Source organism: Parabacteroides sp. AF39-10AC, assembly GCF_003635405.1.
Lineage (GTDB): Bacteria > Bacteroidota > Bacteroidia > Bacteroidales > Tannerellaceae > Parabacteroides > Parabacteroides distasonis.
Genome location: NZ_QTLP01000001.1, coordinates 290399 through 314504, shown reverse-complemented (window position 1 = coordinate 314504; position 24106 = coordinate 290399). Strand labels below are relative to the sequence as shown.

The following is a 24106-nucleotide window of genomic DNA, read 5'->3' as shown; positions in this document are numbered from 1 at the left end:
AATATAAAGAATTTTAGAGAATAGAATATGATAAAGATTACATTTCCGGACAATTCCGTAAGAGAATATGCAAAGGGAACGACTGCTATGCAGATAGCGGAAAGCATTAGTTCTCGTTTGGCACAGGAAGTCCTAGCCGCAAGCGTGAATGGGGAGGTTTGGGACTTAAGCCGTCCTATCAACGACGACGCTACGGTGAAACTTTTGAAGTGGGAAGACGAGGAAGGTAAACATGCGTTCTGGCATTCCAGCGCTCACCTTATGGCAGAGGCTTTGCAGGAATTATATCCGGGTATTAAATTCGGTATCGGTCCGGCGATCGAGAACGGTTTCTATTATGACGTGGATCCGGGTGAGGCCGTGATCAAAGAGGGTGATTTCGCTGCTATCGAGGCTAAGATGCTTGAGCTGGTAGCCAAGAAAGAAGAGATCAAACGTCAGGACATTACCAAGGCGGATGCCATGAAGATGTTCGGCGATAGAGGTGAAGAGTATAAAACAGAGCTTATCAGTGAGTTGGAAGACGGTACGATCACTACCTATACGCAGGGTTCTTTTACGGACTTGTGTAGAGGACCGCACTTACCGAATACCTCTTATCTGAAAGCTGTCAAGATATTGAGCGTAGCCGGCGCTTATTGGCGTGGCGATGAGAAACGCAAGCAATTGGTTCGTTTGTATGGTATCACTTTCCCGAAAAAGAAGATGTTGGATGAGTATCTGACATTGTTGGAGGAGGCCAAGAAACGTGACCACCGTAAGATCGGTAAGGAGATGGACTTGTTCATGTTCTCCGATACGGTAGGTAAGGGCTTACCGATGTGGTTGCCAAAAGGTACCGCCTTGCGTTTGCGTCTGCAAGAGTTCTTGCGTCGTATCCAAGCTCGTTATAATTATCAAGAGGTAATGTGTCCGCCGATCGGTAATAAATTATTGTATATTACCTCCGGCCACTACGCTAAATACGGAAAGGATTCTTTCCAACCGATCCATACACCTGAGGAGGGTGAGGAATACTTCTTGAAACCGATGAACTGTCCTCATCACTGTATGATCTATAAAAACTCTCCTCGTTCGTATAAGGACCTGCCGTTGCGTCTCGCTGAGTTCGGTACGGTTTGCCGGTATGAGCAGAGTGGAGAGTTGCACGGATTGACCCGTGTACGTAGCTTTACGCAGGATGATGCTCATATCTTCTGCCGCCCCGATCAGGTAAAGCAGGAATTCTTGAACGTAATGGACATCATCTCGATCGTATTCAAGACGATGAATTTCGAGAACTTCGAGGCTCAGATCTCCTTGCGTGACAAGGTGAACCGTGAGAAATATATCGGTAGCGACGAGAATTGGGAGAAGGCTGAGCAAGCGATTGTAGAGGCTTGTGAGGAAAAAGGCTTGAAAGCTAAGATCGAATATGGAGAGGCCGCTTTCTACGGTCCGAAACTCGACTTCATGGTGAAAGACGCTATCGGCCGCCGTTGGCAGTTAGGTACGATTCAGGTAGACTATAACTTACCGGAACGTTTCCAATTGGAATATACGGGTGCCGACAACCAGAAGCACCGTCCGGTTATGATTCACCGTGCGCCGTTCGGTTCCATGGAACGGTTCGTTGCCGTATTGATCGAGCACACCGCCGGAAAGTTCCCGTTGTGGTTGACTCCGGAGCAGGTATGTATCATGCCGATCAGCGAGAAGTTTAATGATTACGCTTGGCAAATCGCACGTGAGTTGGGTAATCAGGAAATTCGTGCTATCGTAGATGACCGAAATGAGAAGATCGGTCGTAAAATTCGTGACAATGAATTGAAAAGAATCCCTTATATGCTCATCGTTGGAGAAAAAGAAGCAGAAAATGGTGAAGTTTCTGTAAGAAAACAGGGCGAAGGTGATAAAGGTTCGATGAAAATTGCTACCTTTGCAGCGCTTTTGAATGGCGAGGTAGAGGAAATGATGAATCGCTGGCAAAAAAGTAATGATTAAATAACTAATAACGAGGAGAATAAATCTTTTTGAATGAAGAATGACAATCTGAAAGAACAGTATAGAATCAACGAACGTATTCGTGTTCGTGAAGTTCGTTTAGTAGGTGACAATATTGAGACGGGTGTTTATCCGATCGCTCAAGCGCTGAAAATAGCGGAAGAGCAGGGGATGGATCTAGTCGAGATTTCACCAAATGCTGCGCCCCCCGTTTGTAGAGTAATCGACTACCAGAAATTCCTCTATCAGCAAAAAAAGCGTCAGAAAGAGCAAAAAGCGAAATCTGTGAAAGTGGTCGTGAAGGAGATTCGTTTCGGGCCTCAGACTGATGATCATGATTACAATTTTAAATTGAAGCACGCTAAGGGATTTTTGGAGGAAGGTTCGAAGGTCAAAGCCTACGTGTTCTTTAAAGGCCGTTCTATCCTTTTCAAGGAACAGGGAGAAGTCCTGCTGCTTCGTTTTGCCAACGATTTGGAGGATTATGGAAAAGTAGAGCAGTTGCCGGTATTGGAGGGAAAACGTATGATTATCATGCTTACTCCGAAGAAAGCGGGCACTGGCTCAGCCCCGGCTGCGGCCGCAGCTCCGAAAGTTGTAAAGAAAGTGATCACGACACCTAAGCCTAAAAGCGAGGGTGATAAGAAAACAGAAGAATAAAATCCGTCCCTGATAGAAGGGAGGTTAAGTTTAATAATTAAAAATAATTGGAAAATGCCTAAGATGAAGACTAATTCCGGTGCCAAAAAGAGGTTCGCCCTTACCGGATCAGGAAAGATCAAAAGAAAACACGCTTTTAAGAGTCATATCTTAACAAAGAAGACTAAGAAGCAAAAGAGAAATCTTACTCACACGGGTTTGGTAGCTAGTGTTGACGTAAGCAACGTAAAGCAGATGCTTTGCATGAAGTAATCTTTATTCATTAAGCGAGTTTTATAACGATTTTTATTAACCGAATGCATTTAGCAATCAAGTTCATCCTAAGAGATGACGCTAACATTCAAAACAGATTAGAATTATGCCTAGATCAGTAAATCATGTTGCTTCAAGAGCAAAAAGAAAACGGATTTTAAAACTAACCCGTGGTTATTATGGTGCACGTAAGAACGTTTGGACCGTAGCGAAGAATACATGGGAAAAAGGTTTGACTTATGCTTTCCGCGACCGTCGTAACAAGAAACGTAATTTCCGTGCTTTGTGGATTCAGCGTATCAACGCTGCCGCTCGTATGGAAGGTTTGTCTTACTCTCGCCTAATGGGTGCTTTGCACGCTGCCGGTATCGAGATCAACCGTAAGGTTTTGGCAGACTTGGCCGTTAACCATCCGGAAGCATTCAAGGCTATCGTAGCTAAAGTAAAATAAGATTTTTGCTATATAGTTAATAAAGAGCCTCCCCGAAAAGGAGGCTCTTTTTTTGTTGTTTTTGTTTGGTTATGTCGATACGATTACATATCTTTGTAACAAGAAAAAGATAAACAGGGAATGAGTTAAGCCGCACTTGTTCGATTGGGAAACTCATCAGTTTATTTTAATTCCGAGACATAGCTCTTGTCGCCAATGGCGGGCCGCGCCCTTCGGGGTATGCTTAGCACGGCGGATTACAAAGGTGGCAAAGCACTCAAATCCTGTCATACGGAGTTTGTTCACATCTACAGTGCGGCTTTTTCAAATAGGGAAGAGGATCTTTAATTAGATTCTCTTCTTTTTTATGCGGTTCACGCAGGTAGTCTCGTTAGCTCATATAAGTAGTCTTCTGAGGATAAAGTGAATTATTTTGAAAATAAATTAGGTTTTATAGTTGGTAATCCAAAAAGAATGCTTTCCTTTGTACCAACAAACAAAAGATAGTTTGTCTTGCTCTTTATCTTCGAGTTTCTATTCTCAGTAATGATAATATATTCTTCTAGAAATCGATCTTCACTAACATCACTTGTTTTATTATTAATTTATTTTTAATTTTTTTCGTATGAATATTTACATTGGAAACTTGAGTTATCGAGTAAGAGAGTCTGATTTGCAACAAGTATTAGAAGAGTATGGTGTTGTTGATTCAGTAAAGTTAATTGTTGATCGTGATACTAGACGTTCTAAGGGTTTTGCTTTCGCTGAAATGCCTAACGTAGACGAGGCTCAAAAAGCTATCGAGGAATTAAACCAAGCTGAGTACGAAGGTCGTCAGATGGTTGTAAAAGAAGCAATTCCTAGACGTTAATTTTAGAAGATATACATCTTAAAATAACTCTGAAGCGGGGAGACGATAGTCTTTCCGCTTTTTTGATATTGTCTATTATTGTTGTATATTTACACACCAAGAATAACACAACTAAAAAATAAGTATTATGACGTTGCCAAAACGGTCTTGCATGAAAGTAACCGGACTTGCTCTCGCTTGTTCCTCGCTACTTTTTTCCTGTGCTCCCAAGGAGGTTCCGCAGGTGAATTTAATCCCTAAGCCGGCCCATATCGAGGTGACTGGCGGTTATTTCAAAGTAGATAGTAATCTCGTATTCGGGAATGATCAATCGGGTACGATCCGTTACGTGGTCGATGAGTCTTTCAATGGCGGAAATCCGGAGGGATATGCGTTGAATGTGACCAAGAAGGGGATCGAGTTGAGAGCCGCCTCTAAATCCGGATTGTTTTACGGGGAACAAACGTTGCGCCAGCTGTATACGTCGAAAGGGATTCCTTGCGTATCGATCCAAGATAATCCCCGTTTCCCGTATCGTGGCTTGCATCTGGATGTCTCCCGTCATTTCTTCCCGAAAGAGGAGGTGATGAAGTTATTGAACGTCATGTCTTATTATAAATTGAATACGCTTCATATGCATTTGACGGATGCCGGTGGTTGGCGTATCCAGATGGATAAATACCCGAAACTGACTACGGACGTGGCTTTCCGTACGGAATCCGATTGGCAGAAATGGTGGGATGGAAAGGATCGCAAGTATCTGCCGGAAGGAACTCCGGGGGCATATGGCGGTTATTTTACGAAAGAAGATATCCGTGAGATCGTGGATTACGCTACGGCCCGGCATATTAATATAATACCGGAAATCGAATTCCCGGGGCATTCGGACGAGGTGTTCGTGGCGTACCCGGAGTTGAGTTGTGCCGGTAAACCTTATACGACGGGTGATTTCTGCATCGGCAACGAGAAATCGTTTACGTTCATGGAGGATGTATTGTCCGAGGTGATCGAGTTGTTCCCTTCCGAATATATCCATATCGGGGGAGACGAGGCCGGGAAGGGAGCTTGGAAGACCTGCCCGAAATGTCAAGGCTTGATGCGCCGGAATGGGATGAAGGACGTGGATGAGTTGCAGAGCTATATGATTCATCGTGCCGAGGAATTCCTGATTTCCAAAGGCCGCAAATTGATCGGTTGGGATGAGATTCTGGAAGGGGGTTTGGCTCCGGAGGCTACCGTCATGTCTTGGCGGGGCGAGGAAGGGGGAATCAAGTCCGCTCGCATGGGACACGACGTGGTCATGACACCGGGTGGTTATATGTATTTCGATTTCTATCAAGCCGATCCGAAGACACAGCCGTATGCCATCGGCGGTTATACGCCGATCAAGCGGGCGTACAGTTATAATCCAGTGCCTGTGGATTCGTTGACTGCCGAGGAAAGTAAGCATATCCTAGGGGTACAGGCGAATACATGGACGGAGTATATCAAGGATGAGAAGCATCTGGAGTATATGATGTTCCCTCGTGCCTTGGCGGTCGCCGAGATCGGATGGACTCCGCAAGAGGATCGTAGTTGGGAGGATTTTAAGCCTCGTATGAACGCGAATATCCCGGTTCTGCAACGGATGGGTATCAATACGTTCACGCTCTCAGACGAGATCGAGACCACGATGGAGGTAGATACCTTGCGGCGAGAGATCAAGGTCATGTTGGATGCGGAGAAATATCCGGCGGAGATACGTTACACGACAGACGGCTCTATTCCCGCCGCCTCTTCCCGGGTCTATAACGGCTCGATCGTGGTGAAAGACTCCGCTGATATCAAGGCCGCTATCTTCCGTGACGGGCAGCTTCAAGGAACGCCTACCGAGAAGAAGGTGGATTATCACCGGGGTATCAATAAGCCTATACATTATAATAGTAAGCTGTATAGCGGTTATATGGCGGGTGGCATGAACGCCTTGCTGGACGGCTACAGGGGAGGCTTGACTTATCTGGACGGTCGTTGGCAGGGTTATTTGAATGACTTGGATTGCGTGGTGGACATGGGCGAGGTGACGGATATCCATAAGGTATCGTCCCGCTTTATGCAATTGATCGGCCCGGGCGTGTACCAACCGGGAGAGGTGGAGTTGCTGACATCGGAAGACGGGGAGAGCTATATCTCGCAGGGAGTTATCCCTACTACGATATCCAATACGGATAAAGACCTGTCTTTTCAGGAATATACGTTTAACGGCGATTGGAAAGCCCGTTATATCCGTATCAAGGCAAAAGAGGCAAATAAGGGTTTCATCTTCACGGATGAGATCGTGATCTGGTAAGTATGAATCAATTAATTATCAACTAAAATACATTTATCAAATGAAGAAACAGCTAATGACCTTCCTGTTGTGTGGCAGTCTGTTCGCTACGGCGCAGCAACCGGTAGATTATGTGAACCCCTTCATCGGTACGAGCAATTACGGTACGACGAATCCCGGCGCGGTTTGTCCGCAGGGTATGATGAGCGTGGTTCCTTTCAACGTCATGGGGTCGGAGAAGAACCGTTTTGACAAGGATAGTCAATGGTGGTCTACTCCTTACTCGGCAGACAATAAATTCTTTACGGGATTCGCCCACGGTAGCTTGAGCGGCGTGGGATGCCCGGAGCTGGGAGGTTTGCTATTGATGCCGACGACGGGCGAGTTGAACGTGGACTATAAGGCTTACGGCAGTGAGTACAAGGACGAGGTGGCTCACCCCGGTTATTATAGCAATACCTTGACCAAGTATAATATCAAGGCGGAGGCTACTGCCAGCATGCGTACGGGCTTGAGCCGTTTTACCTTCCCGAAAGGGGAGAGCCATATCCTCTTGAACCTAGGCGAGGGCTTGACGAACGAGACCGGCGCTACGGTACGTATCGTGAATGATACGGAGATCGAGGGGAGTAAGCTTTTAGGTACGTTCTGCTATAATCCACAGGCCGTATTCCCGGTTTACTTCGTGATGAAGGTAAACAAGGCCCCGAAGAAGATGGGTTATTGGAAGAAACAACGTGAGATGAAGGGGGTAGAGGCCGAATGGGATATCTACTCCGGCAAGTATAAGTTATATACCAGTTATACCCGTGAGATGAGCGGAGACGATGTCGGCGTATGGTTCGATTACGATACGGACGAGGGCGAGGCTATCGAGGTGAAGATGGGTATCTCGTACGTGAGCATCGAGAACGCCCGCCTGAACATGAATACGGAGCAGCCCGGCTTCGATTTCGACAAGGTCCGTACGGCGGCTAGCACGATGTGGAACAAGGATCTTTCCAAGGTACAAGTGGAAGGAGGTACGAAAGACGAGAAAACGATATTCTATACCGGTATGTATCATTTGCTGATCCATCCGAATATCCTGCAAGACGTGAACGGCGAGTACCCGATGATGGAGAGCCTGAAAGTAGGCCATACCACCGGAAACCGTTATACGGTCTTCTCCCTGTGGGATACGTACCGCAACGTAAGTACCCTGATGACCTTGCTCTATCCGGAGCGTCAATTAGATATTATCCGTACGATGCTGGATATGTACCGGGAAAACGGTTGGTTACCGAAATGGGAGCTTTACGGACGTGAGACCTTTACGATGGAGGGCGATCCCTCGATCCCGTATATCGTAGACGCATGGATGCGCGGCTTGCGTGACTTTGATGAGCAAACCGCTTATGAGGCGATGCGTAAAGGCGCTACTACCCCGGGAGAGTTCAACCTGCTTCGTCCGGACGCGAACGATTATTTCAGCAAGGGCTATGTTCCTTTGCGTGAGCAATACGATAACTCCGTATCTCATGCGCTGGAATATTATATCGCCGACTGGAACTTGGCTAATTTCGCTCAAGCCTTGGGTAAGAAAGAGGATGCCAAGTTATTCCGTGACCGTTCTTTAGGTTACAAACATTATTATAGCAAGGAGTTCGGAACGCTGCGTCCTATCTTGCCGGACGGCACTTTCTACTCTCCGTTCGATCCGAAACAAGGCGAGAACTTCGAGCCTAGTCCCGGTTTCCATGAAGGCAACGCATGGAATTATACGTTTTATGTTCCTCACGATATCAAGGGACTGGCCAAATTGATGGGAGGCGATAAGAAATTTGTCGATCATTTGCAGAAGGTATTCGATGACGGCAATTATGATCCCGCCAACGAGCCGGATATCGCTTATCCTTATTTGTTTAGTTATTTCAAGGGAGAGGCTTGGCGTACTCAGAAGTTGGTCCGTCAGTTGTTGAAGGATTGCTATCATAACGCCCCGAACGGTGTCCCGGGTAACGAGGATACAGGCACTATGTCCGCTTGGGCTATTTTCTCCATGATGGGCTTCTATCCGGCTTGTCCGGGCGACGTGAACTATGTATTGACTTCCCCGACTTTCGATAAGGTTACGATCCAGCTCGACAAGAAATTCTATCCTAAAGGCGAATTGGTAATCGAGTCTAAGCATAGTAATCCGGAAGCGATCTACATCAAGGACGTTTTCGCCGGCGATAAAAAGCTAAAGGGCTACACCATCTCGCAAGAGGACTTGGTAAATGCCGGAACCTTGCGTTATATCCTCGAGGATACGCATAAGTAAGCCAAGATAAAGATATACCGAATTTGATATTTACCGGACGCAGATGACACCGACAAGCACGGGTGATCTGCGTCCGGTTTATTTTTTGATATCCTAAAACCATTTGATCTTCCTGAATATAAAAAAGGCCGTAGCGGATAGCAAGATCGAGAGCAAGATGATAACCACGAAACCATGCGGCATATCCTCCATGTAGATCGGGACGTTCATCCCGTAGAAGCTAGCGATTAATGTCGGAACCATTAAGATAATGGAAAGTGATGTCATACGTTTCATGATCGTGTTTACGTTGTTGGAGATGATAGAGGCGAAAGCGTCCATCGTACCCGTAAGAATATCGCTATAGATATTTACCGTGTTATGGGCCTGTTTCAACTCGATCTCCACGTCCTCCACTAAATCCTTGTCGATATATTGCGGCTCTTGGAAAATATTCTGGAGCTTGGCCAGCATCACCTCATTCCCGCGGATGGAGGTGTTGAAGAATACCATGCTCTTCTCCAGCTTCATCAACGCTAGCAGATCCTCGTTGCGGATGCTTTTCTCCAACGCCTTTTCCGCCTCGGTGACGGCGTAATTGATTTGTTTCAGGTATTTAAGGAACCATACGGCCGATGAGTGGATCAGCCGGAGGATCAACTCATACTTGTTTTTAATCTGGAGTTCCTTCCGTTGGGTATAACGGATGAAATCGGGGATCAAGTCCGTCTTATGGTAACATACGCTTACGATGATCTCATTGTTCGTGATGATACCGATCGGCACCGTATTGAACGGGATGTCATGATCTTGGTTCTGCAACGGGATACGTAAGATGGTAAGCAACCAATTCCCCTCGTACTCGATACGGGGACGCTCGTCCGTATCGGCTATATCGCTCAAGAATGATTCGGGTACGTTAAATCGATCCATCAAGAATTGAAGATCTTCGGGAGTCGGGCACTCTACGTTTACCCAACTGTTAGGAAGCCATTGGTTCTTCTCCACATAACCGGCCTCACAATAAAGAAATTGTCTCATTATTGCCTCCTTTCGTGTTTAATCCGAGCAGAGGATCAATGAAACCCTCCGCCTCGTTAGTTCATACTCTGTTCTGTTTCTAGCGGGATACTGTCGTCCATAATTTGAAAATTACTTTTTACGGGTGCAAAGATAATACTTTTTTACGTAAGTAAAGTTATGTCGCTGTATGCTGACAGCAATATTGTTGCCAGTTTACGTTAGCATAGGCTTACTTCTCTGAGAGTATTGCGATACTTCTGGTAATAGTACTGGAGTACTTTCATGGAAGTACCCGAGTACTGTCTAAGAAGTACTCCAATACTTCTTAGGCAGTACTGGCCGTCTATTCAATCCCGCATTTCCCCTCTTCGTTGAAGTAGAAGAAGAGCCCGGTATCTATGCTGGCCGGACCATGGATACGGCTTACGGCGGGTTCCCATGCGGGCATCAACCGGAGTACCCGTAAGGCTTCATCGCGGAACTCACCGTAGGTTTTCCCCGTATCGCGAGGATACAGTATATTCTCGGGTAGGCTTACGGGATTCTGTAACATACCTAAGGAATCGATCGTGAAGGAGTAGAAGAGTCGTACCTTCGTGCCCGTACCTTTATAAGATTCGGGATAACGCAGGTTCTGTTCGAAGAAACGGGTCATGGCTTCTCTTCCTCCCTTGAACTCGGCCATGGGGCGAGGCTCGTGGAGCCGGCTGGCGAAGCGTGTGTATTCCTCATAATCTTCCGGGTTATCGGATAGGTAGAACGTGGCGGCCAAAGGATAATGGACGATGCCGGCGCCCTGTCCGGTGATGACGGTCTTATGCACCCGGTACAATCCCGGTGGATTTTCCTTGAGCTCAGGCAGTAAGGTGGCCGAGAAATCGTCTCTTGTCTCGTTTGGAAAGATCGGATAGCCGATATCAACAAAAAAGTTGGGTTGCGGGACCCCTTTCCATGCCTTCCCGTCGAAATGCTCGATGAAATAACTTTCGCCTCCCATCCCTTCTAGGTCGGTATGGTTGGTGATGGCGATCTCGATCCGTTCGATGTTGGTTGGGTAGACATTCGGGCTTACTCGCATGGAGAAGTGGGTGGTGTCCTCGCAAAGAGATTCCTCGGGCGACCGGTCGTAAGGGCCTCCGCCGATCCGGATGAGGGGCGAGTCGAATACGTACGTCTTAAATGCTTTTACATACGGAGCTTCCACTATGATAAGCTGTAGGAAGACGGAGTCGTCCGTGTTCCAGAGGGAGGCCATGTTTCTGCGGATCTTCCGGAGATGCGGGGGAAGGGTATCGTATTCCTTGCCGAAGAACAATTCTATGCTGTCCCGTATCTGCTTGGCGGTCCATCCTTCCGTGGAAACTGAAGATGCGGCATGGGTATCAATCGGTAACGGTAGGGTATCTTGCCGTGCTATGGATTGGGAGTCGGCTGAGTAGTCGCTACTGTTTTCCCCTTTCTTTTGTTTGGTATGGCAGCCGTATAATAGGCAACCTCCCATGATAACTAATCCGATAAAATACGCTTTCATGATTCGACAGGTTTTAATTCCTAAATATAAAGAATCTTTTTCAGAAATGGGTAAAAGATATTACCTTTGACTCCCCAAATAGAAAGAATGATGGCAGAAGGAACAAGAAATACAGGAAGAGGAAGGAAAAAGCCTGTGGAGATGCTCCCCGATATGGGGCGTCTTCAGCCACAGGCCCGTGAGTTGGAGGAGGCTGTGTTGGGTGCGTTGATGCTGGAGAAAGATGCGTACTCGATCGTCAGCGAGATCTTGAAGCCGGAGTGTTTCTATGAGAAAGCGCATGAGAAGATTTATGCCGCTATCGTAGACTTGGCGTTGAGCCAGCGTCCCGTGGATATGCTTACCGTAACGGAGCAATTGAAGAAACGGGGAGAATTGGAGGATGTAGGCGGACCGTTTTATATCTCTCAACTTACCAGCAAGGTGGCCAGTAGCGCCCATATCGAGTATCACGCCCGGATCATTGCCCAGAAATATCTGGCGAGGGAGTTGATCTCTTTCACGGCGATGATCCAAGGAAAGGCATTTGATGAGACGCTCGATGTAGAGGACTTGATGCAAGAGGCGGAGGGTAAGTTGTTCGAGATCTCTCAACGTAACGTAAAGAAGGATGTCACCCAGATCAACCCCGTCATCAAGGACGCTATGGAGATGTTGCAAAAGGCGGCTCTCCAGAAGGAAGGTCTGAGCGGATTGCGCACGGGCTTCGAGGGCTTGGATAAGATGACTTCCGGTTGGCAGAATTCCGACCTTATCATTATCGCCGCCCGTCCGGCCATGGGTAAGACGGCTTTCGTGCTTTCCATGGCGAAGAATATGGCGGTGAATTTCAATACGCCTGTCGCCCTGTTCTCGCTCGAGATGAGTAACGTACAGTTGGTAAACCGTCTGATCGTGAATGTCTGCGAGATACCGGGCGAGAAGATCAAGAGCGGACGCTTGGAGAGCTACGAGTGGGAACAGTTGGACTTTAAGATCAAGGAGCTTTACGACGCCCCGATCTTCGTGGACGATACCCCGAGCTTGTCCGTCTTCGAGCTGCGAACGAAAGCCCGTCGCTTGGTGCGCGAGCATGGCATTAAATGTATCATTATCGACTACCTTCAGTTGATGAACGCTAGCGGTATGAACTTCGGTAGCCGTGAGCAGGAGGTGAGTACGATCTCCCGCTCGTTGAAGGGATTGGCCAAGGAATTGAATATCCCGATCATCGCCTTGTCGCAGTTGAACCGTGGTGTGGAAGCCCGTCAAGGCGTGGAAGGTAAGCGTCCGCAGCTAGCCGACTTGCGTGAGTCCGGAGCTATCGAGCAGGATGCTGATATGGTATGTTTCATCCACCGTCCCGAATATTATAAGATTACGGAAGACGAGCGGGGAAATTCCCTGATCGGCCTCGCCGAGATCATTATCGCCAAGCATCGTAACGGTGCCGTGGGGGATGTCCGGCTGCGCTTTAAGAGCGAGTTCGCCAAGTTTATGAACGTAGAGGAAGATATAGCGGTAAGGGAATTCTCCTCGACCATGAACGGTGGAGACCCGATGCCCCCGATCCCATCGGCGGGAGCTGACTTCTTGAGTCAAGGTAGCAGTAACGAGGTTCCGTTCTAATATAGCATGAATGAGCGAAAGAGGCGAAAACGTTTGCGGTAGATTTTTCGCCTCTTCTTTTCTGTTTCGTTGGCGAATCCGATTCGAAACTTCTATCTTTGTGATTGAAAACAAATTACTGAATCAGCCATGACGAGACACTTAGTTCCGGTATCTATATACCTGTCGCTGTTGCTTAGCTGCAACTCACCGAAAGAATACAAATCCTTTGATGAATACCCTTCCTATGAGGGAGACGATCTGGAGTTGTTCTATTCCCCCACGAGATCCGTGTTCACCCTTTGGGCCCCGACAGCGGAAGAAGCCCGCTTGAATCTTTACGCCTCCGGTGAGGGAGGGGAGCCTATCCGCCAGTTGCCGATGAAATCCTCGGACAAGGGTACGTGGCGTATCTCCGTGAGCGAGGATCTGAAAGGTTCCTTCTATACCTTCCAGATCCGTATCGGCGATAAATGGCTGGATGAGACTCCCGGTATCTGGGCGAAAGCCGTCGGGGTGAATGGAAACCGTGCGGCCGTGATCGATTGGGCGGCTACCGATCCGGAGGGCTGGGAGGCGGATAAATCTCCCGAGTTGAAAAGCTTCTCCGATATTATCATCTACGAGATGCATCATCGGGATTTCTCGATCGCCGCGAACTCCGGCGTGACGCATAAAGGTAAGTTTCTCGCCTTGGCGGAGAACGGCACGAAAGGTCCGGGCGGCGTGGCTACCGGCGTGGATCATCTGAAGGAGTTGGGCGTTACCCATGTCCATATCCTTCCTTCCTATGATTATGGCTCGGTGGACGAGACCCGCTTGCAAGATAATGTGTACAATTGGGGGTATGATCCCAAGAACTATAACGCCCCCGAGGGGAGCTATTCCACCGATCCTTACAATCCCGAGGCTCGTATCCGTGAGTTCAAGGAGATGGTGCGGGGATTGCACCGGAATGGTATCCGTGTGATCATGGACGTGGTTTACAATCATACCTTCGTGGGGGATGGGTCGAATTTCAGCTTGACCGTCCCCGGTTACTTCTACCGTCATAAACCGGACGGAAGCTATTCGGATGCCTCCGGCTGTGGTAATGAGACCGCTTCGGAGCGGGCGATGGTACGCCGCTATATCGTGGAGTCCGTGAAATATTGGGCCGAGGAATACCATGTGGATGGTTTCCGTTTCGACTTGATGGGCATCCATGACGTAGAGACCATGAACGAGGTAAAAGCCGAGTTAGCTAAACTAGATCCTTCCATCTTCGTATACGGCGAGGGCTGGACCGCCAGCGATTCCCCGCTACCGGAGGATCAGAGGGCGATCAAGGTAAACGCCCCGAAACTGAATGATGTGGCCGTATTTAGCGATGACCTGCGGGATGCTTTAAAAGGAAGCGTATTCGAGACTACACAGGCCGGTTTCGCCTCCGGAAAGCCGGAAGGTAACGAGGAGTCTATTAAGTTCGGTATTGTAGGCGCTATCCGCCATCCGCAAATCGACTATAACCAAATATTATATTGCAAAGCGCCTTATGCGAACAAGCCTACGCAAGTGATCAACTATGTCTCTTGCCACGATGATCTTTGTTTGATGGATAAGTTGAAGCTCTCGGCCCCGAAAGACGCTACCCCGGATGAGTTGATACGATTCGGCAAGTTGGCCCAGACCATCATCTTCACCTCGCAAGGAGTACCCTTCATGCGGGCAGGAGAGGAGTTGCTGCACGATAAGAAAGGCGTACATAACAGCTATCAATCGCCCGATTCAATCAATGAGATCGACTGGTCTTTGAAGGCAAAAAACAAGGATATTTTCAACTATTACAAGGATTTGATCGCCCTTCGTAAGTCGCACCCGGCTTTCCGTATCGCCACGGCCGAGGGAGTGAGGGAGGCCCTTCAATTCCAAGAAGTGAACCAGCCCGGTGTCGTAGCGTATACCTTAGGGGAACATGCGAACGGGGATAGTTGGAAGAAGATTATGGTTATCTTTAACGGGAACCGGAAGGCGGTAACGGTTTCTCTGCCGGAAGGAACATGGATTCCGGTTTGTAAAGACGGTCGGATTTATCTGGACGGTAAAGGTTCCGTACAGGGTAAAACTACCGTAAGCGCCTCTTCCGCCTTGATCTTGAAACAAGATTAATACGGAACTAAATCAAAGAAAATCCCCCGGGACATCTCGATGAATACCGAGCGTCCCGGGGGATTTTTTATTAAATCACTTACTTATCTGATTATTTGTAAGCCTCGCCTTTTACAGCTGCGATACCCGGAAGAACCTTACCTTCTATAGCCTCAAGAAGAGCGCCACCACCTGTAGAAACGTAAGATACGCCGTTAGCCAAACCGAATTTGTTAACGCAAGCAACAGAGTCGCCACCACCTACTAAAGAGAATGCGCCGTTCTTCGTAGCCTCAACGATAGCCTCGCCAACCGTGCGAGATCCGTGCGTAAAGTTCTCGAACTCGAATACACCCGTAGGACCGTTCCAAAGGATCGTCTTAGAGTTCTTGATAACGTCAGCGTAGATAGCCTCGGTCTTCGGACCTATGTCAAGACCTTCCCAACCATCAGGAATCTGATCTACCGGAGCGAAATCAGTCTTAGCGTCGTTGCTGAAATCGTCAGCGATCTTAGCGTCAACAGCCAATACCAAGTTTACGCCTTTTTCTTTCGCTTTCTTGATCAAATCAAGAGCAAGATCCAGCTTATCGTCCTCGCAGATAGACTTACCGATCTTACCGCCTTGCGCTTTCGTGAAAGTATAAGTCATACCACCCGTGATGATCAAGTTGTCTACCTTGTTCAACAAGTTCTCGATGATCTCGATCTTGGAGGAAACCTTAGAACCACCCATGATAGCGGTGAACGGACGTTGGATGTCGTTCATAACCTTATCGACAGCCTTCACTTCTTTTTCCATCAAATAACCGAACATCTTGTTGTCCGTATCGAAGTAGTCAGCGATCAAAGCCGTAGAAGCGTGAGCACGGTGAGCGGTACCGAACGCGTCGTTTACATAGCAGTCAGCGTAAGAGGCCAATCTCTTCGTGAACTCTTTCTGGCTTTCTTTAACGGCTTTCTTGGCAGCCTTCTTCTCCTCGTCAGAAGCGTCTTCAGCCAAACCTCTTGGTTTGCCTTCTTCCTCAGCGTAGAAACGAAGGTTCTCAAGCAACAAAGCTTCGCCCGGTTGCAAAGCGGCAGCCTTAGCGCCGGCTTCTTCGCCAATACAGTCGTTTGCAAACTGAACATCTACGCCTAACAACTCAGAAAGGTGCTTCAATATGTGCTTTAAGGAGAACTTATCAGTAGCGCCTTTCGGACGACCTAGGTGAGAACCGATAATTACGCTACCACCATCCGCTAAGATCTTCTTTAATGTAGGAAGAGCGGCACGCATACGAGTGTCGTCGGTGATGTTGAAGTTTTCGTCCAATGGAACGTTAAAGTCAACTCTTACAAATGCCTTTTTGCCGGCAAAATTGAAATTGTCAATTGTTTGCATAACTATTGTATTTAATGTCTGTATTAAAATGTTCCTTTAATCGCTTGCAAACTTACATAAAATATTTTTATTTGACCGTTTGCGCTTGCTTTAAATTTTATACCAATTTGAAACGTAGCCGTAATCTCCCGTCGGCATAGTCGTAATTCAACAGCTTGAAATGTCCGATCTCGGATGTATTCGCCACGTGCGATCCGATACATGCGCAGGCATCGTAATCGCCTATGCGTACGATACGTAATGTATCGCTGGCATCGTCGGGCAATTTACTTAAATCCACGATATCTCCGGCCTCTTCTTTCGGCATGAACTCGATGGTTACGGGCAGGTGCCGGTCGATCACCTCGTTTATCTTCTTCTCAACCTCGGCCATGACCTCCGCACTGGGCTCTTCCGCCAATAGATAATCGCATTTAGACTTCTTCCTCTCTATGTGTGCGTTCTTGGATCTGGGACATCCGAACATCCGTACCATTGTCTGGTTTAAGATATGTTCCGCCGTGTGCATAGGAGGATACTCTTGCTTGTTGTGTTCGTTCAGTTGGATTTCTTGTTTCATATATTTGATGTTTTGATTGTATTTCGTGAAAAATATGCTCAAATGTACGAAATAAATCTTTAGTTTTGTAAAGTCATAGAAAACACCTTAAAGGAACGATATGCCAGCTAAGCGCTTATTTGGAATAATATCCATCATATTTCTCTTTGTTACCTGTATATCATGTAAATCCTCTACAGACTTATCGGAGGAGAAGCGTATACTCGTGATTCAATCTTACGAAAAACATTTTCCCGCCTATGAGAAGATGAAGGAAATCATGTCGAGTGATTTGCGGAAGAAGGGGATACATGCGAGTGTCTATTCTTTTTATTTGGATTGTGAGCAATATTCGGAGAAGCAACAGCGACAGAAATTATTCAAGAAACTGAATGAGTTATCGACATGGAACCCGGATATTATTCTGGTCAATGACGATCAAGCCTTGAACGCTTTGATAAGTAGCAGGCATCCCCTCGCTAAATCGATCCCGGTCGTGTTTATGGGGGTTAGTTATCCCAATATCCCGATCATCCGGAAATATCCGAATATGATGGGCTTTTATGATAAACCGGATTATAAGAGGAATATAGAATTGATACGGCGGCTTGTTGGTAATTGCATCGTCATAAGAGTCTCGGACGATACCTTTCAGGATAATATGATGCTGGCGGACATGAATGCGCAGATTCAGGATATTTGTGCCGTGAACAATATATATTCCTTGGATCGGGTACGTTTATCCGGAAAGAACGGGATTTCGATATCGGATATACCTAAGATAAAGCCGGATACGATGTATATAAGCACACTCAGTACGAAATCGGCGAATGCCCTGATTAAGGGATTCGGCGAGAATTATTATAATAAAGCGTATCTGGCAACCAAGAGGGATTATATGACAATCTCGTTGGGGCGGCTCAGCGCCTTTCCATGTTTCTCCGTGATCAATGAGTTGATCGGAAATCAGAATGGCGTAGTTGGCGGGTATGTAACTGTCTTTAAGGATGAGGTAGAGGCAGCTGTAAACCGGGTCGTCTCTATCTTGAAAGGAACGCCCCCGTCCGATTTTCCGCAAATCGAAGAGAGTAACAAGGCTTATGTTTTTGATTACGGTGTGTTAGAACGATGGAGCATTGATAGTAGTAAATTGCCGGAAGGAGCTATTATCGCGAATATGCCGTTTGTCGTTCAATATAAATATTATATATGGGCTGCCGGCTTTATTCTGGTGGTGATGTTGCTTCTGCTTTTTAGTTACCAAAGAAAGCGATATATACAGGAGGCTTTACATAAGAAGGATGCGCAGGAGAAGTTAAAAAGGGAGAAGACTTTTCTTTCTTTTGCGTTGGATAGCGGCAACATTTTCGCTTTTCGGTATAGCAAAGGGGTATTCGAGTTTGATAATAGATTCTACCATTACTTAGGTATGCCCTGTGTGCCGATGAAAATCGAGGAGTTTCAGGATGCTATACATCCTGAAGAACTGGATAATTTCCTTCGAGACCGGAATCTGCTGGATAGTGGCTTTCTTTCCCGGAAAGTGACGCAACGTCGTTGTAACTTTAATAAGAAGGGGTATGAGTGGTGGGAATTTCGCTATGCCCAAAATAAGAATGAGAAAGATTCGGTTTCCGATGACGAAGCTGTTGAGGTAAGTGGCTTATGCTTGAATATCCAGCGGATAAAAGACACGGAGAATAGCCTTATAGCCGCCCGCCGGAAAGCGGAGGAATCCGATCGGATGAAATTAGTCTTTCTGGCGAATATGAGCCATGAGATACGTACGCCTCTGAATGCGATCGTAGGCTTCTCCCAATTGCTCAATTCGGATATGCCTTTGGAACCGGAGGAAAAGGCGGAGTTTATAGATCTGATTACCAAAAACAGTGACCTGTTGCTTAAGCTGATCAACGATATCTTGGATCTATCACGCATAGAATCCGGTAGCATGTCTTTCTCTTATGAGAACCTCGATCTGAGTAAACTGATGGGAGATATCTTCCATACGCATCAATTGATGATGCCGGAGGGAGTGGAGTTAAAGATAAGGGTTCCCCATGAACCTCTTATCATCCGTTCGGATCATTTCCGGTTGACGCAGGTTTGTACCAATTTCATTAATAATGCGGTGAAGTTTACCGCTAAGGGATATATCGAGATCGGATACGAACTTAGCGCAGATGGAAAATCGATCCTTATTTCCGTGAAAGATACGGGTAAGGGCATTCCTGATGATAAAAAGGAAAAGGTATTCGAGCGTTTCCAGAAACTGGATGAGTTTGCTCAAGGTACAGGCTTGGGGTTAGCGATCTGCCAGAGTATCGTTCATACGTTTCATGGAAGCATATCGTTGGAATCCGAGGTTGGCGTAGGTAGTAAGTTTACGATCTCGCTACCTTATACCCCGGGATTGGAGCTGGAGGAAAGAACTTAATTACCTTCGATGAATCGTTTATTGGCTCTCGCTTCTTCCTGCCATTGGGGGATGACGGTTTCTAAAAACTTTTGTTTGGCCTGTTGCTCGGCTTCCATATCGAGGCCGATATATTGCTGGGCTTTCGCTTTTGTGGAGATATCCGGCATCGGAACATCTTGGGTATAGCCTAGCTGCGCTAAGACCTTCATGATCTGGATGCGGGCTTGGGTAGCCTTATCGAGTCCGCTGCCCAAGATACGTGTGACTTCTTGGGGCGCGTGGAAAGCCGCCCCGTGTGAGGCCACGGCGAAGTCCCAACGCCATTGTGCCTGCCGGAGCAGTTTTAATACGTTTTTCATTTGAGATTCCGTAGCGCCTTTGTCCCAAGCGAATTTCGCTTCTATATGGGCTTTTGTCAATTCTTCCTCTACACGCATGCGTATGGCGTAGACTTTGTTTTGCCGTTCATAAACATCCTTGCGTAAGGTCTCCTCACTTTCCCGGTGGCAGGCTTGGCAAGTACGGTCTATCATCGCCAACGGGCTTTTGATATGATGGTTGTTGTACCGGTTCTCATCTTCCCCGACAGCAGGCATATGGCATTCTCCGCAGGAAACGCCTCTTTGCCCGTGAATGCCCATCTGGAATAACTCGAAATCCGGATGTTGCGCCTTTATCAAATGTGCCCGGCTTAATTTATGGGTGAAATCGGTGAAGTTTATGCTGTCGTAATAGGCTTCTATATTTTCTACCGTATAACCTTGATCCCAAGGTAAGGTTAGTATACGATCTTCTCCTTGGAAATAATATTCGGCGTGGCATTGGGCGCATACTAGAGATCGCATCTCTTGCTCGGTTGCGTCCTCTATACGTAATCCGTTGCGCTTATAGGCACTTTTCAAGAATGAGCGGGTCACGCGCAATCCCATGCTTTGCGGTTCATGGCAGTCTGCGCATCCGATTGGATTTACGATCTCGTTGCCTAGCTCCGCCCATTTCTTCTTATATAAGGTCTTGGCATCGGTGGTCGTTAATAAGCGGGGTATGTCCGGACTTTTACATGCCCAGCATGCGGCAGGCTGGGGGCCACTCGTCGGGGTCATGGGAGAGCCGGTCCGCAGGCTTTTGTATAGATCTTCTATGGAATACATATGCCCTCTGGGACTTAGATAATCTTTGGAGAAAGCGTATCCTGCCCATAATACCACCATTACGGGATGTTCGGCCAAGATATCAGCTTGTTGGTTCCCATTAAACAAACTGCGGAAAGTCGTGTCCGAGGTTTGTTTCCAACTTTGGTACTCATTGGAATAACGAAGGTCTATAGAGTCGCTGTTTTGTTGATCTATTGGCTGATCATCGGTATCGTCGATGAATTTGATGCTATCTTGTCCGGTAACAGTGGTACGTAAGATCACTAATACGATAATGACGATTAGACTTATGGCTATAGAAGTTTTATAGTGTGCTTTCAAGTGTTTACCTTTTATCTTAAATAAAATATTCTTTGTATTAACTGCGAATATATGAATAATAATGATACGACCGGTAGAAATTGAAAAAATCCTTATTTCATTGCTTCCGAAGACGCTGAATGAAATAAGGATTCTCAAGTGACTCGCATAGGATTCAAACCTATAACCTTCTGATCCGTAGTCAGATGCTCTATTCAGTTGAGCTAGCGAGCCAATCTGTAAATGAATTTGAATATTCAAGTGACTCCTAAAGGATTCAAACCTTTAACCTTCTGATCCGTAGTCAGATGCTCTATTCAGTTGAGCTAAGGAGCCAAGATATATTCTATTGCTATCTTCGAATGGTGACCGCGACAGGATTCAAACCTGTAACCGGCTGATCCGTAGTCAGCTACTCTATTCAGTTGAGCTACGCGGCCATTGTTTCGTGATTGCGAGTGCAAAGGTACGTTTTTGTTTTAAATATGCAAACGTTTCGACTACTTTTTTGCGAATTTAATCTAACATTTTTGGATTGAAGATCAGATAACCAATGTTTAAGCCAAAGTTGAAATTCTCCTTCGGATAACTGTATCCGTTGGCGTACAGACTTATACATAAAAATGGCAATTGCAATACGACCGCCGCTTCACCCATATAATTAAACGAGTGCAAAAACTTACCATAATGTGGGATTCCGACATACGGGTTGTTTTCCGGCACCGTCTTTTGTATTTCATAGAGCGGAGCGAAGCCATACATATCCAACCGGAAGTGCAGAAGCTTGCTTAACTTCAAGATCGGGGAAAGCCCGAAAGCCACATATTGGTTCGCCCGGAACGCCTCGTTGAATACAATCTCGCTATGGGGTGTCGGGGTAAACGCCGGGGCCTGTAATACGCTAGCCGTATAGTTATTCATGAGGTTCTTGCTGGATATGACCATTTCCGCCAAATAACCTAAGTTGAAACGGTTGCTCAGCGTCTGGTATTGGTTCCAGCGCCCTTTCAGTTGCAGCCAGCTATGCACTTTGCGACCAATCGGGGCTTCCGTCGTGGCGGAAGTGGGGGATGGAGTGTACTTCTCCGTACCGGTTACGTATTGGGCGATTAGGAATTGCTGCTTTCCGCTTATCGGGTATTGTTTGGTGTTGAGTGAGTTTTGCTCGATACTTAACGAACCACTGAATAAATCGTACCAGCTATGGTCGAAAGAGGCGTTCGGGAAAGGTATCGTGGTGCTCTGCAAATAGAAATCGTTCAACCGTCCGTAGGCGAACCCGATCTCCGCTTTCGCGTGGTTGAGGAAGGGGAAGCCTAATTTTAGTTTCATGTACAGTTCTTTCTGCTTAATCATGGCGGGCACTATATCCTCATAAAAGAGGGATTGGCTTTCCGTATATTTCTTGTCCGAGAAGACTCCTTGCCAATTTAAATAAGTGGGGATTTGCGTTTGCAGGTACATCCGGCCACTCAACATGACACCACTAAAGGAGTTACCCACTTGAAAGTTCGAGTTTACGTCGGCGGCGAACCGTCCCAGATATTGATACCCCAATCCTAGGTATAATTGATTCGCTTGATGAGACGATACGTTTCCACCGAAGCCAACCGTGATCTCTTCTTTCATCTTCACGTCCAGATAAAGATCGAATTTCTTCTCTTTCCGGTTATAAACGGCATGCGGCATGATTTCCCTAATCTTGGAATAGGTCAGCATCTTGAAATAAGCCCGCTTGAACTCTTCCATGGAGAACTCGTTATTGATATCCCTGTGTAATTGGGCCTCTATGTATTTACGCTGGGCCTCGGATACGCCCGTCACGTAAATATTGCGGAAGATCAGCGGGGGAAGGTTCTCTTTATAGGCTTTTCTTCTTTCGGTAACCTCATTTAAAGGCACTTCCCGGGGAACCCGTTGCTTGATGGAGTCGATCATGGAAAGGGTACGTTTATACCCGATGTCCATAAGCTCCTTGCCTTTCTGGAAATCCAATAAGGAGACGGTGGGAAAACTGAATTTAATCATCATGCCATCTTCCTCCGGTACCTCGTAATCGGTCTTTTGCATGATCATGGTCTCGATCTGGTTATAAGGATTCTCCGAAGGCTTTTTATTCCCTCCCGATACCGTCGATCCGAAAATGAAATCCGGGTGGAACGCGTCTTTCATCGGGCCTACCGGGAAATTATCGTAGATACCTCCATCGAATAAAGGAATACTGTCTTTCCATATGGGCTGGAAGAAAAACGGGAAAGTCATGGAGGCACGTACGGCGTCTCCCAGATCCCCATTCTTAAAGATGATCGGCTTTTTAGTATATATATCCGAGGCCACGCAACGGAAAGGGACAAACAGGTTGTCGAAATTCCACCCCGCCTTTGCCGTCGCCTGCGAGAACAAGGCCATGAACGCCTGATTCATCTGTATGGGATTGATCAAGCTTTGCGGTAAGAAGCTAGCCTTGATCTGTAGGGAATCGGACATATCGATGGAGAAATGCGCAAATTCCGGGGTCGGGTAAGGCTCCTTGAAATAATAGGTATATTGCTCCTCCACCGTACCTGTTTGCCAATAGGCGAACTCCTTGGAAAGCATCAGCTCCAGCATCTCCTCGGGGGAATACCCCATAGCGTATAAACTACCGATAATCGCCCCGATGGAGGTACCGGTAATGTAATCGATCGGTATATTATTTTCTTCCAGCGCCTTGATCACTCCGATATGTGCCGCTCCTTTGGCACCGCCGCCACTGAGTACCAACCCTACTTTCTGGGCGGAAACAATCTGAATGGCAGCAAGGAATAAGGCTATGATAACTGTTATTTTCCTCATATGAACCCAATCTGTTTTTCTTCTCCAAATGTAAGAAGTATTTCTTTAGAAACATAAACATTTTGTTTTTTCGTATTGTTGAGTTATCAATACAATTAAAACAGATGATGTTATGAAAGAGAAAGAATTGAATAGGGAAGAGCGGAATAAGACCGTTATGGAGACCGGTGCTTTGGTCATGGCTGAGTTTTATGCGGATTGGTGCCCTCATTGCCAGAAAATGATGCCGATCGTGAAGGAGTTCAAGGAATTGGAGAAAGGAAAATTAGAAGTGGTACAAATCAATATCGAGGAGGAGAGCGCTCTTGCCGATTTGTATACGGTGGAATCGATTCCTACTTTTATCCTGCTACGGAAAGGGGAGGCTTTGTGGAGACAATCCGGCGAGATGAGCTTGGATAGGTTGCGGAAAGTGGTCGAGGATGTCGTGGGCTGAAACTAAAA

The 24106-nt window shown here is 46.8% G+C and carries 17 protein-coding genes and 3 tRNA genes; 11 read left to right on the top strand and 9 right to left on the bottom strand.

The features are described 5' to 3' along the window. Positions 1 to 27 precede the first annotated feature (27 nt). The 7 genes from thrS to DW033_RS01315 all read left to right on the top strand — a co-directional run bounded on the left by thrS (position 28) and on the right by DW033_RS01315 (position 8785). Positions 28 to 1983 (top strand): threonine--tRNA ligase, encoded by a 1956-nt coding sequence (gene thrS, locus DW033_RS01350; protein WP_005857688.1) that lies wholly within the window; start codon positions 28 to 30, stop codon positions 1981 to 1983. A gap of 33 nt (positions 1984 to 2016) precedes the next feature. Next, positions 2017 to 2643 (top strand): translation initiation factor IF-3, encoded by a 627-nt coding sequence (infC, locus tag DW033_RS01345; protein WP_008779711.1) that lies wholly within the window; start codon positions 2017 to 2019, stop codon positions 2641 to 2643. A gap of 54 nt (positions 2644 to 2697) precedes the next feature. Then, on the top strand, positions 2698 to 2895 hold the full coding sequence (rpmI, locus tag DW033_RS01340) for a 50S ribosomal protein L35 (RefSeq protein WP_005857684.1): 198 nt from the start codon (positions 2698 to 2700) through the stop codon (positions 2893 to 2895). A gap of 106 nt (positions 2896 to 3001) precedes the next feature. Continuing rightward, positions 3002 to 3346: a 50S ribosomal protein L20 gene (gene rplT / locus DW033_RS01335; RefSeq protein ID WP_005857682.1), complete on the top strand. Its 345-nt coding sequence runs from the start codon at positions 3002 to 3004 to the stop codon at positions 3344 to 3346. A gap of 604 nt (positions 3347 to 3950) precedes the next feature. Further along, positions 3951 to 4196, top strand: coding sequence for an RNA-binding protein (locus DW033_RS01325; protein WP_005862983.1), 246 nt, complete (start codon positions 3951 to 3953; stop codon positions 4194 to 4196). Positions 4197 to 4323: 127 nt separating this feature from the next. Beyond that, positions 4324 to 6501, top strand: coding sequence for a family 20 glycosylhydrolase (locus tag DW033_RS01320; protein ID WP_122382313.1), 2178 nt, complete (start codon positions 4324 to 4326; stop codon positions 6499 to 6501). A gap of 40 nt (positions 6502 to 6541) precedes the next feature. Next, positions 6542 to 8785 carry a GH92 family glycosyl hydrolase gene (locus DW033_RS01315; RefSeq protein ID WP_008772411.1) on the top strand — a complete coding sequence of 748 codons (2244 nt, stop codon included), beginning with the start codon at positions 6542 to 6544 and terminating at the stop codon, positions 8783 to 8785. Between the two features lie 93 nt (positions 8786 to 8878). Here DW033_RS01315 and DW033_RS01310 read toward each other — a convergent pair whose 3' ends face one another. Both DW033_RS01310 and DW033_RS01305 read right to left on the bottom strand, forming a co-directional pair. Then, positions 8879 to 9805, bottom strand: coding sequence for a magnesium transporter CorA family protein (locus DW033_RS01310; RefSeq protein WP_008772410.1), 927 nt, complete (start codon positions 9803 to 9805; stop codon positions 8879 to 8881). Between the two features lie 325 nt (positions 9806 to 10130). Further along, complete coding sequence (locus DW033_RS01305; RefSeq protein WP_122382312.1) at positions 10131 to 11318, bottom strand: immunoglobulin-like domain-containing protein; 1188 nt, start codon at positions 11316 to 11318, stop codon at positions 10131 to 10133. A 90-nt stretch (positions 11319 to 11408) separates the two neighbouring features. Between DW033_RS01305 and dnaB the strand changes: the two genes are divergently transcribed. Continuing rightward, positions 11409 to 12926 (top strand): replicative DNA helicase, encoded by a 1518-nt coding sequence (dnaB, locus tag DW033_RS01300; protein WP_008772408.1) that lies wholly within the window; start codon positions 11409 to 11411, stop codon positions 12924 to 12926. A 129-nt stretch (positions 12927 to 13055) separates the two neighbouring features. Continuing rightward, positions 13056 to 15053, top strand: coding sequence for a type I pullulanase (gene pulA, locus DW033_RS01295; protein ID WP_122382311.1), 1998 nt, complete (start codon positions 13056 to 13058; stop codon positions 15051 to 15053). Positions 15054 to 15144: 91 nt separating this feature from the next. Here the strand turns inward: pulA and pgk are convergent, their stop codons facing one another. Both pgk and DW033_RS01285 read right to left on the bottom strand, forming a co-directional pair. Continuing rightward, the gene (gene pgk, locus DW033_RS01290; RefSeq protein WP_005862970.1) at positions 15145 to 16416 is read right to left on the bottom strand and encodes a phosphoglycerate kinase; all 1272 of its coding nucleotides are present in this window, start codon (positions 16414 to 16416) and stop codon (positions 15145 to 15147) included. A gap of 97 nt (positions 16417 to 16513) precedes the next feature. Beyond that, on the bottom strand, positions 16514 to 16975 hold the full coding sequence (locus tag DW033_RS01285) for a hypothetical protein (RefSeq protein ID WP_008772406.1): 462 nt from the start codon (positions 16973 to 16975) through the stop codon (positions 16514 to 16516). 100 nt (positions 16976 to 17075) lie between these two features. Here DW033_RS01285 and DW033_RS01280 point away from each other — a divergent pair, with 100 nt between their 5' ends. Continuing rightward, positions 17076 to 19391 (top strand): sensor histidine kinase, encoded by a 2316-nt coding sequence (locus DW033_RS01280; RefSeq protein WP_048928234.1) that lies wholly within the window; start codon positions 17076 to 17078, stop codon positions 19389 to 19391. Here the strand turns inward: DW033_RS01280 and nrfA are convergent. The 5 genes from nrfA to DW033_RS01255 all read right to left on the bottom strand — a co-directional run bounded on the left by nrfA (position 19388) and on the right by DW033_RS01255 (position 23662). After that, a complete protein-coding gene (gene nrfA, locus DW033_RS01275; RefSeq protein ID WP_005862965.1) occupies positions 19388 to 20848 on the bottom strand; it encodes an ammonia-forming cytochrome c nitrite reductase in 1461 nt (486 codons plus the stop codon). The genes DW033_RS01280 and nrfA overlap by 4 nt on opposite strands. Before the next feature lie 139 nt (positions 20849 to 20987). Then, positions 20988 to 21061 (bottom strand) — tRNA-Arg (locus DW033_RS01270). Positions 21062 to 21089: 28 nt separating this feature from the next. Beyond that, a tRNA-Arg gene (locus DW033_RS01265) sits at positions 21090 to 21163 on the bottom strand. A gap of 27 nt (positions 21164 to 21190) precedes the next feature. Next, a tRNA-Arg gene (locus DW033_RS01260) sits at positions 21191 to 21267 on the bottom strand. A 76-nt stretch (positions 21268 to 21343) separates the two neighbouring features. After that, positions 21344 to 23662 carry a patatin-like phospholipase family protein gene (locus tag DW033_RS01255; protein ID WP_008772403.1) on the bottom strand — a complete coding sequence of 773 codons (2319 nt, stop codon included), beginning with the start codon at positions 23660 to 23662 and terminating at the stop codon, positions 21344 to 21346. A gap of 112 nt (positions 23663 to 23774) precedes the next feature. Between DW033_RS01255 and DW033_RS01250 the strand changes: the two genes are divergently transcribed. Continuing rightward, positions 23775 to 24098, top strand: coding sequence for a co-chaperone YbbN (locus DW033_RS01250; protein ID WP_005862963.1), 324 nt, complete (start codon positions 23775 to 23777; stop codon positions 24096 to 24098). The last annotated feature ends 8 nt before the right edge of the window (positions 24099 to 24106 follow it).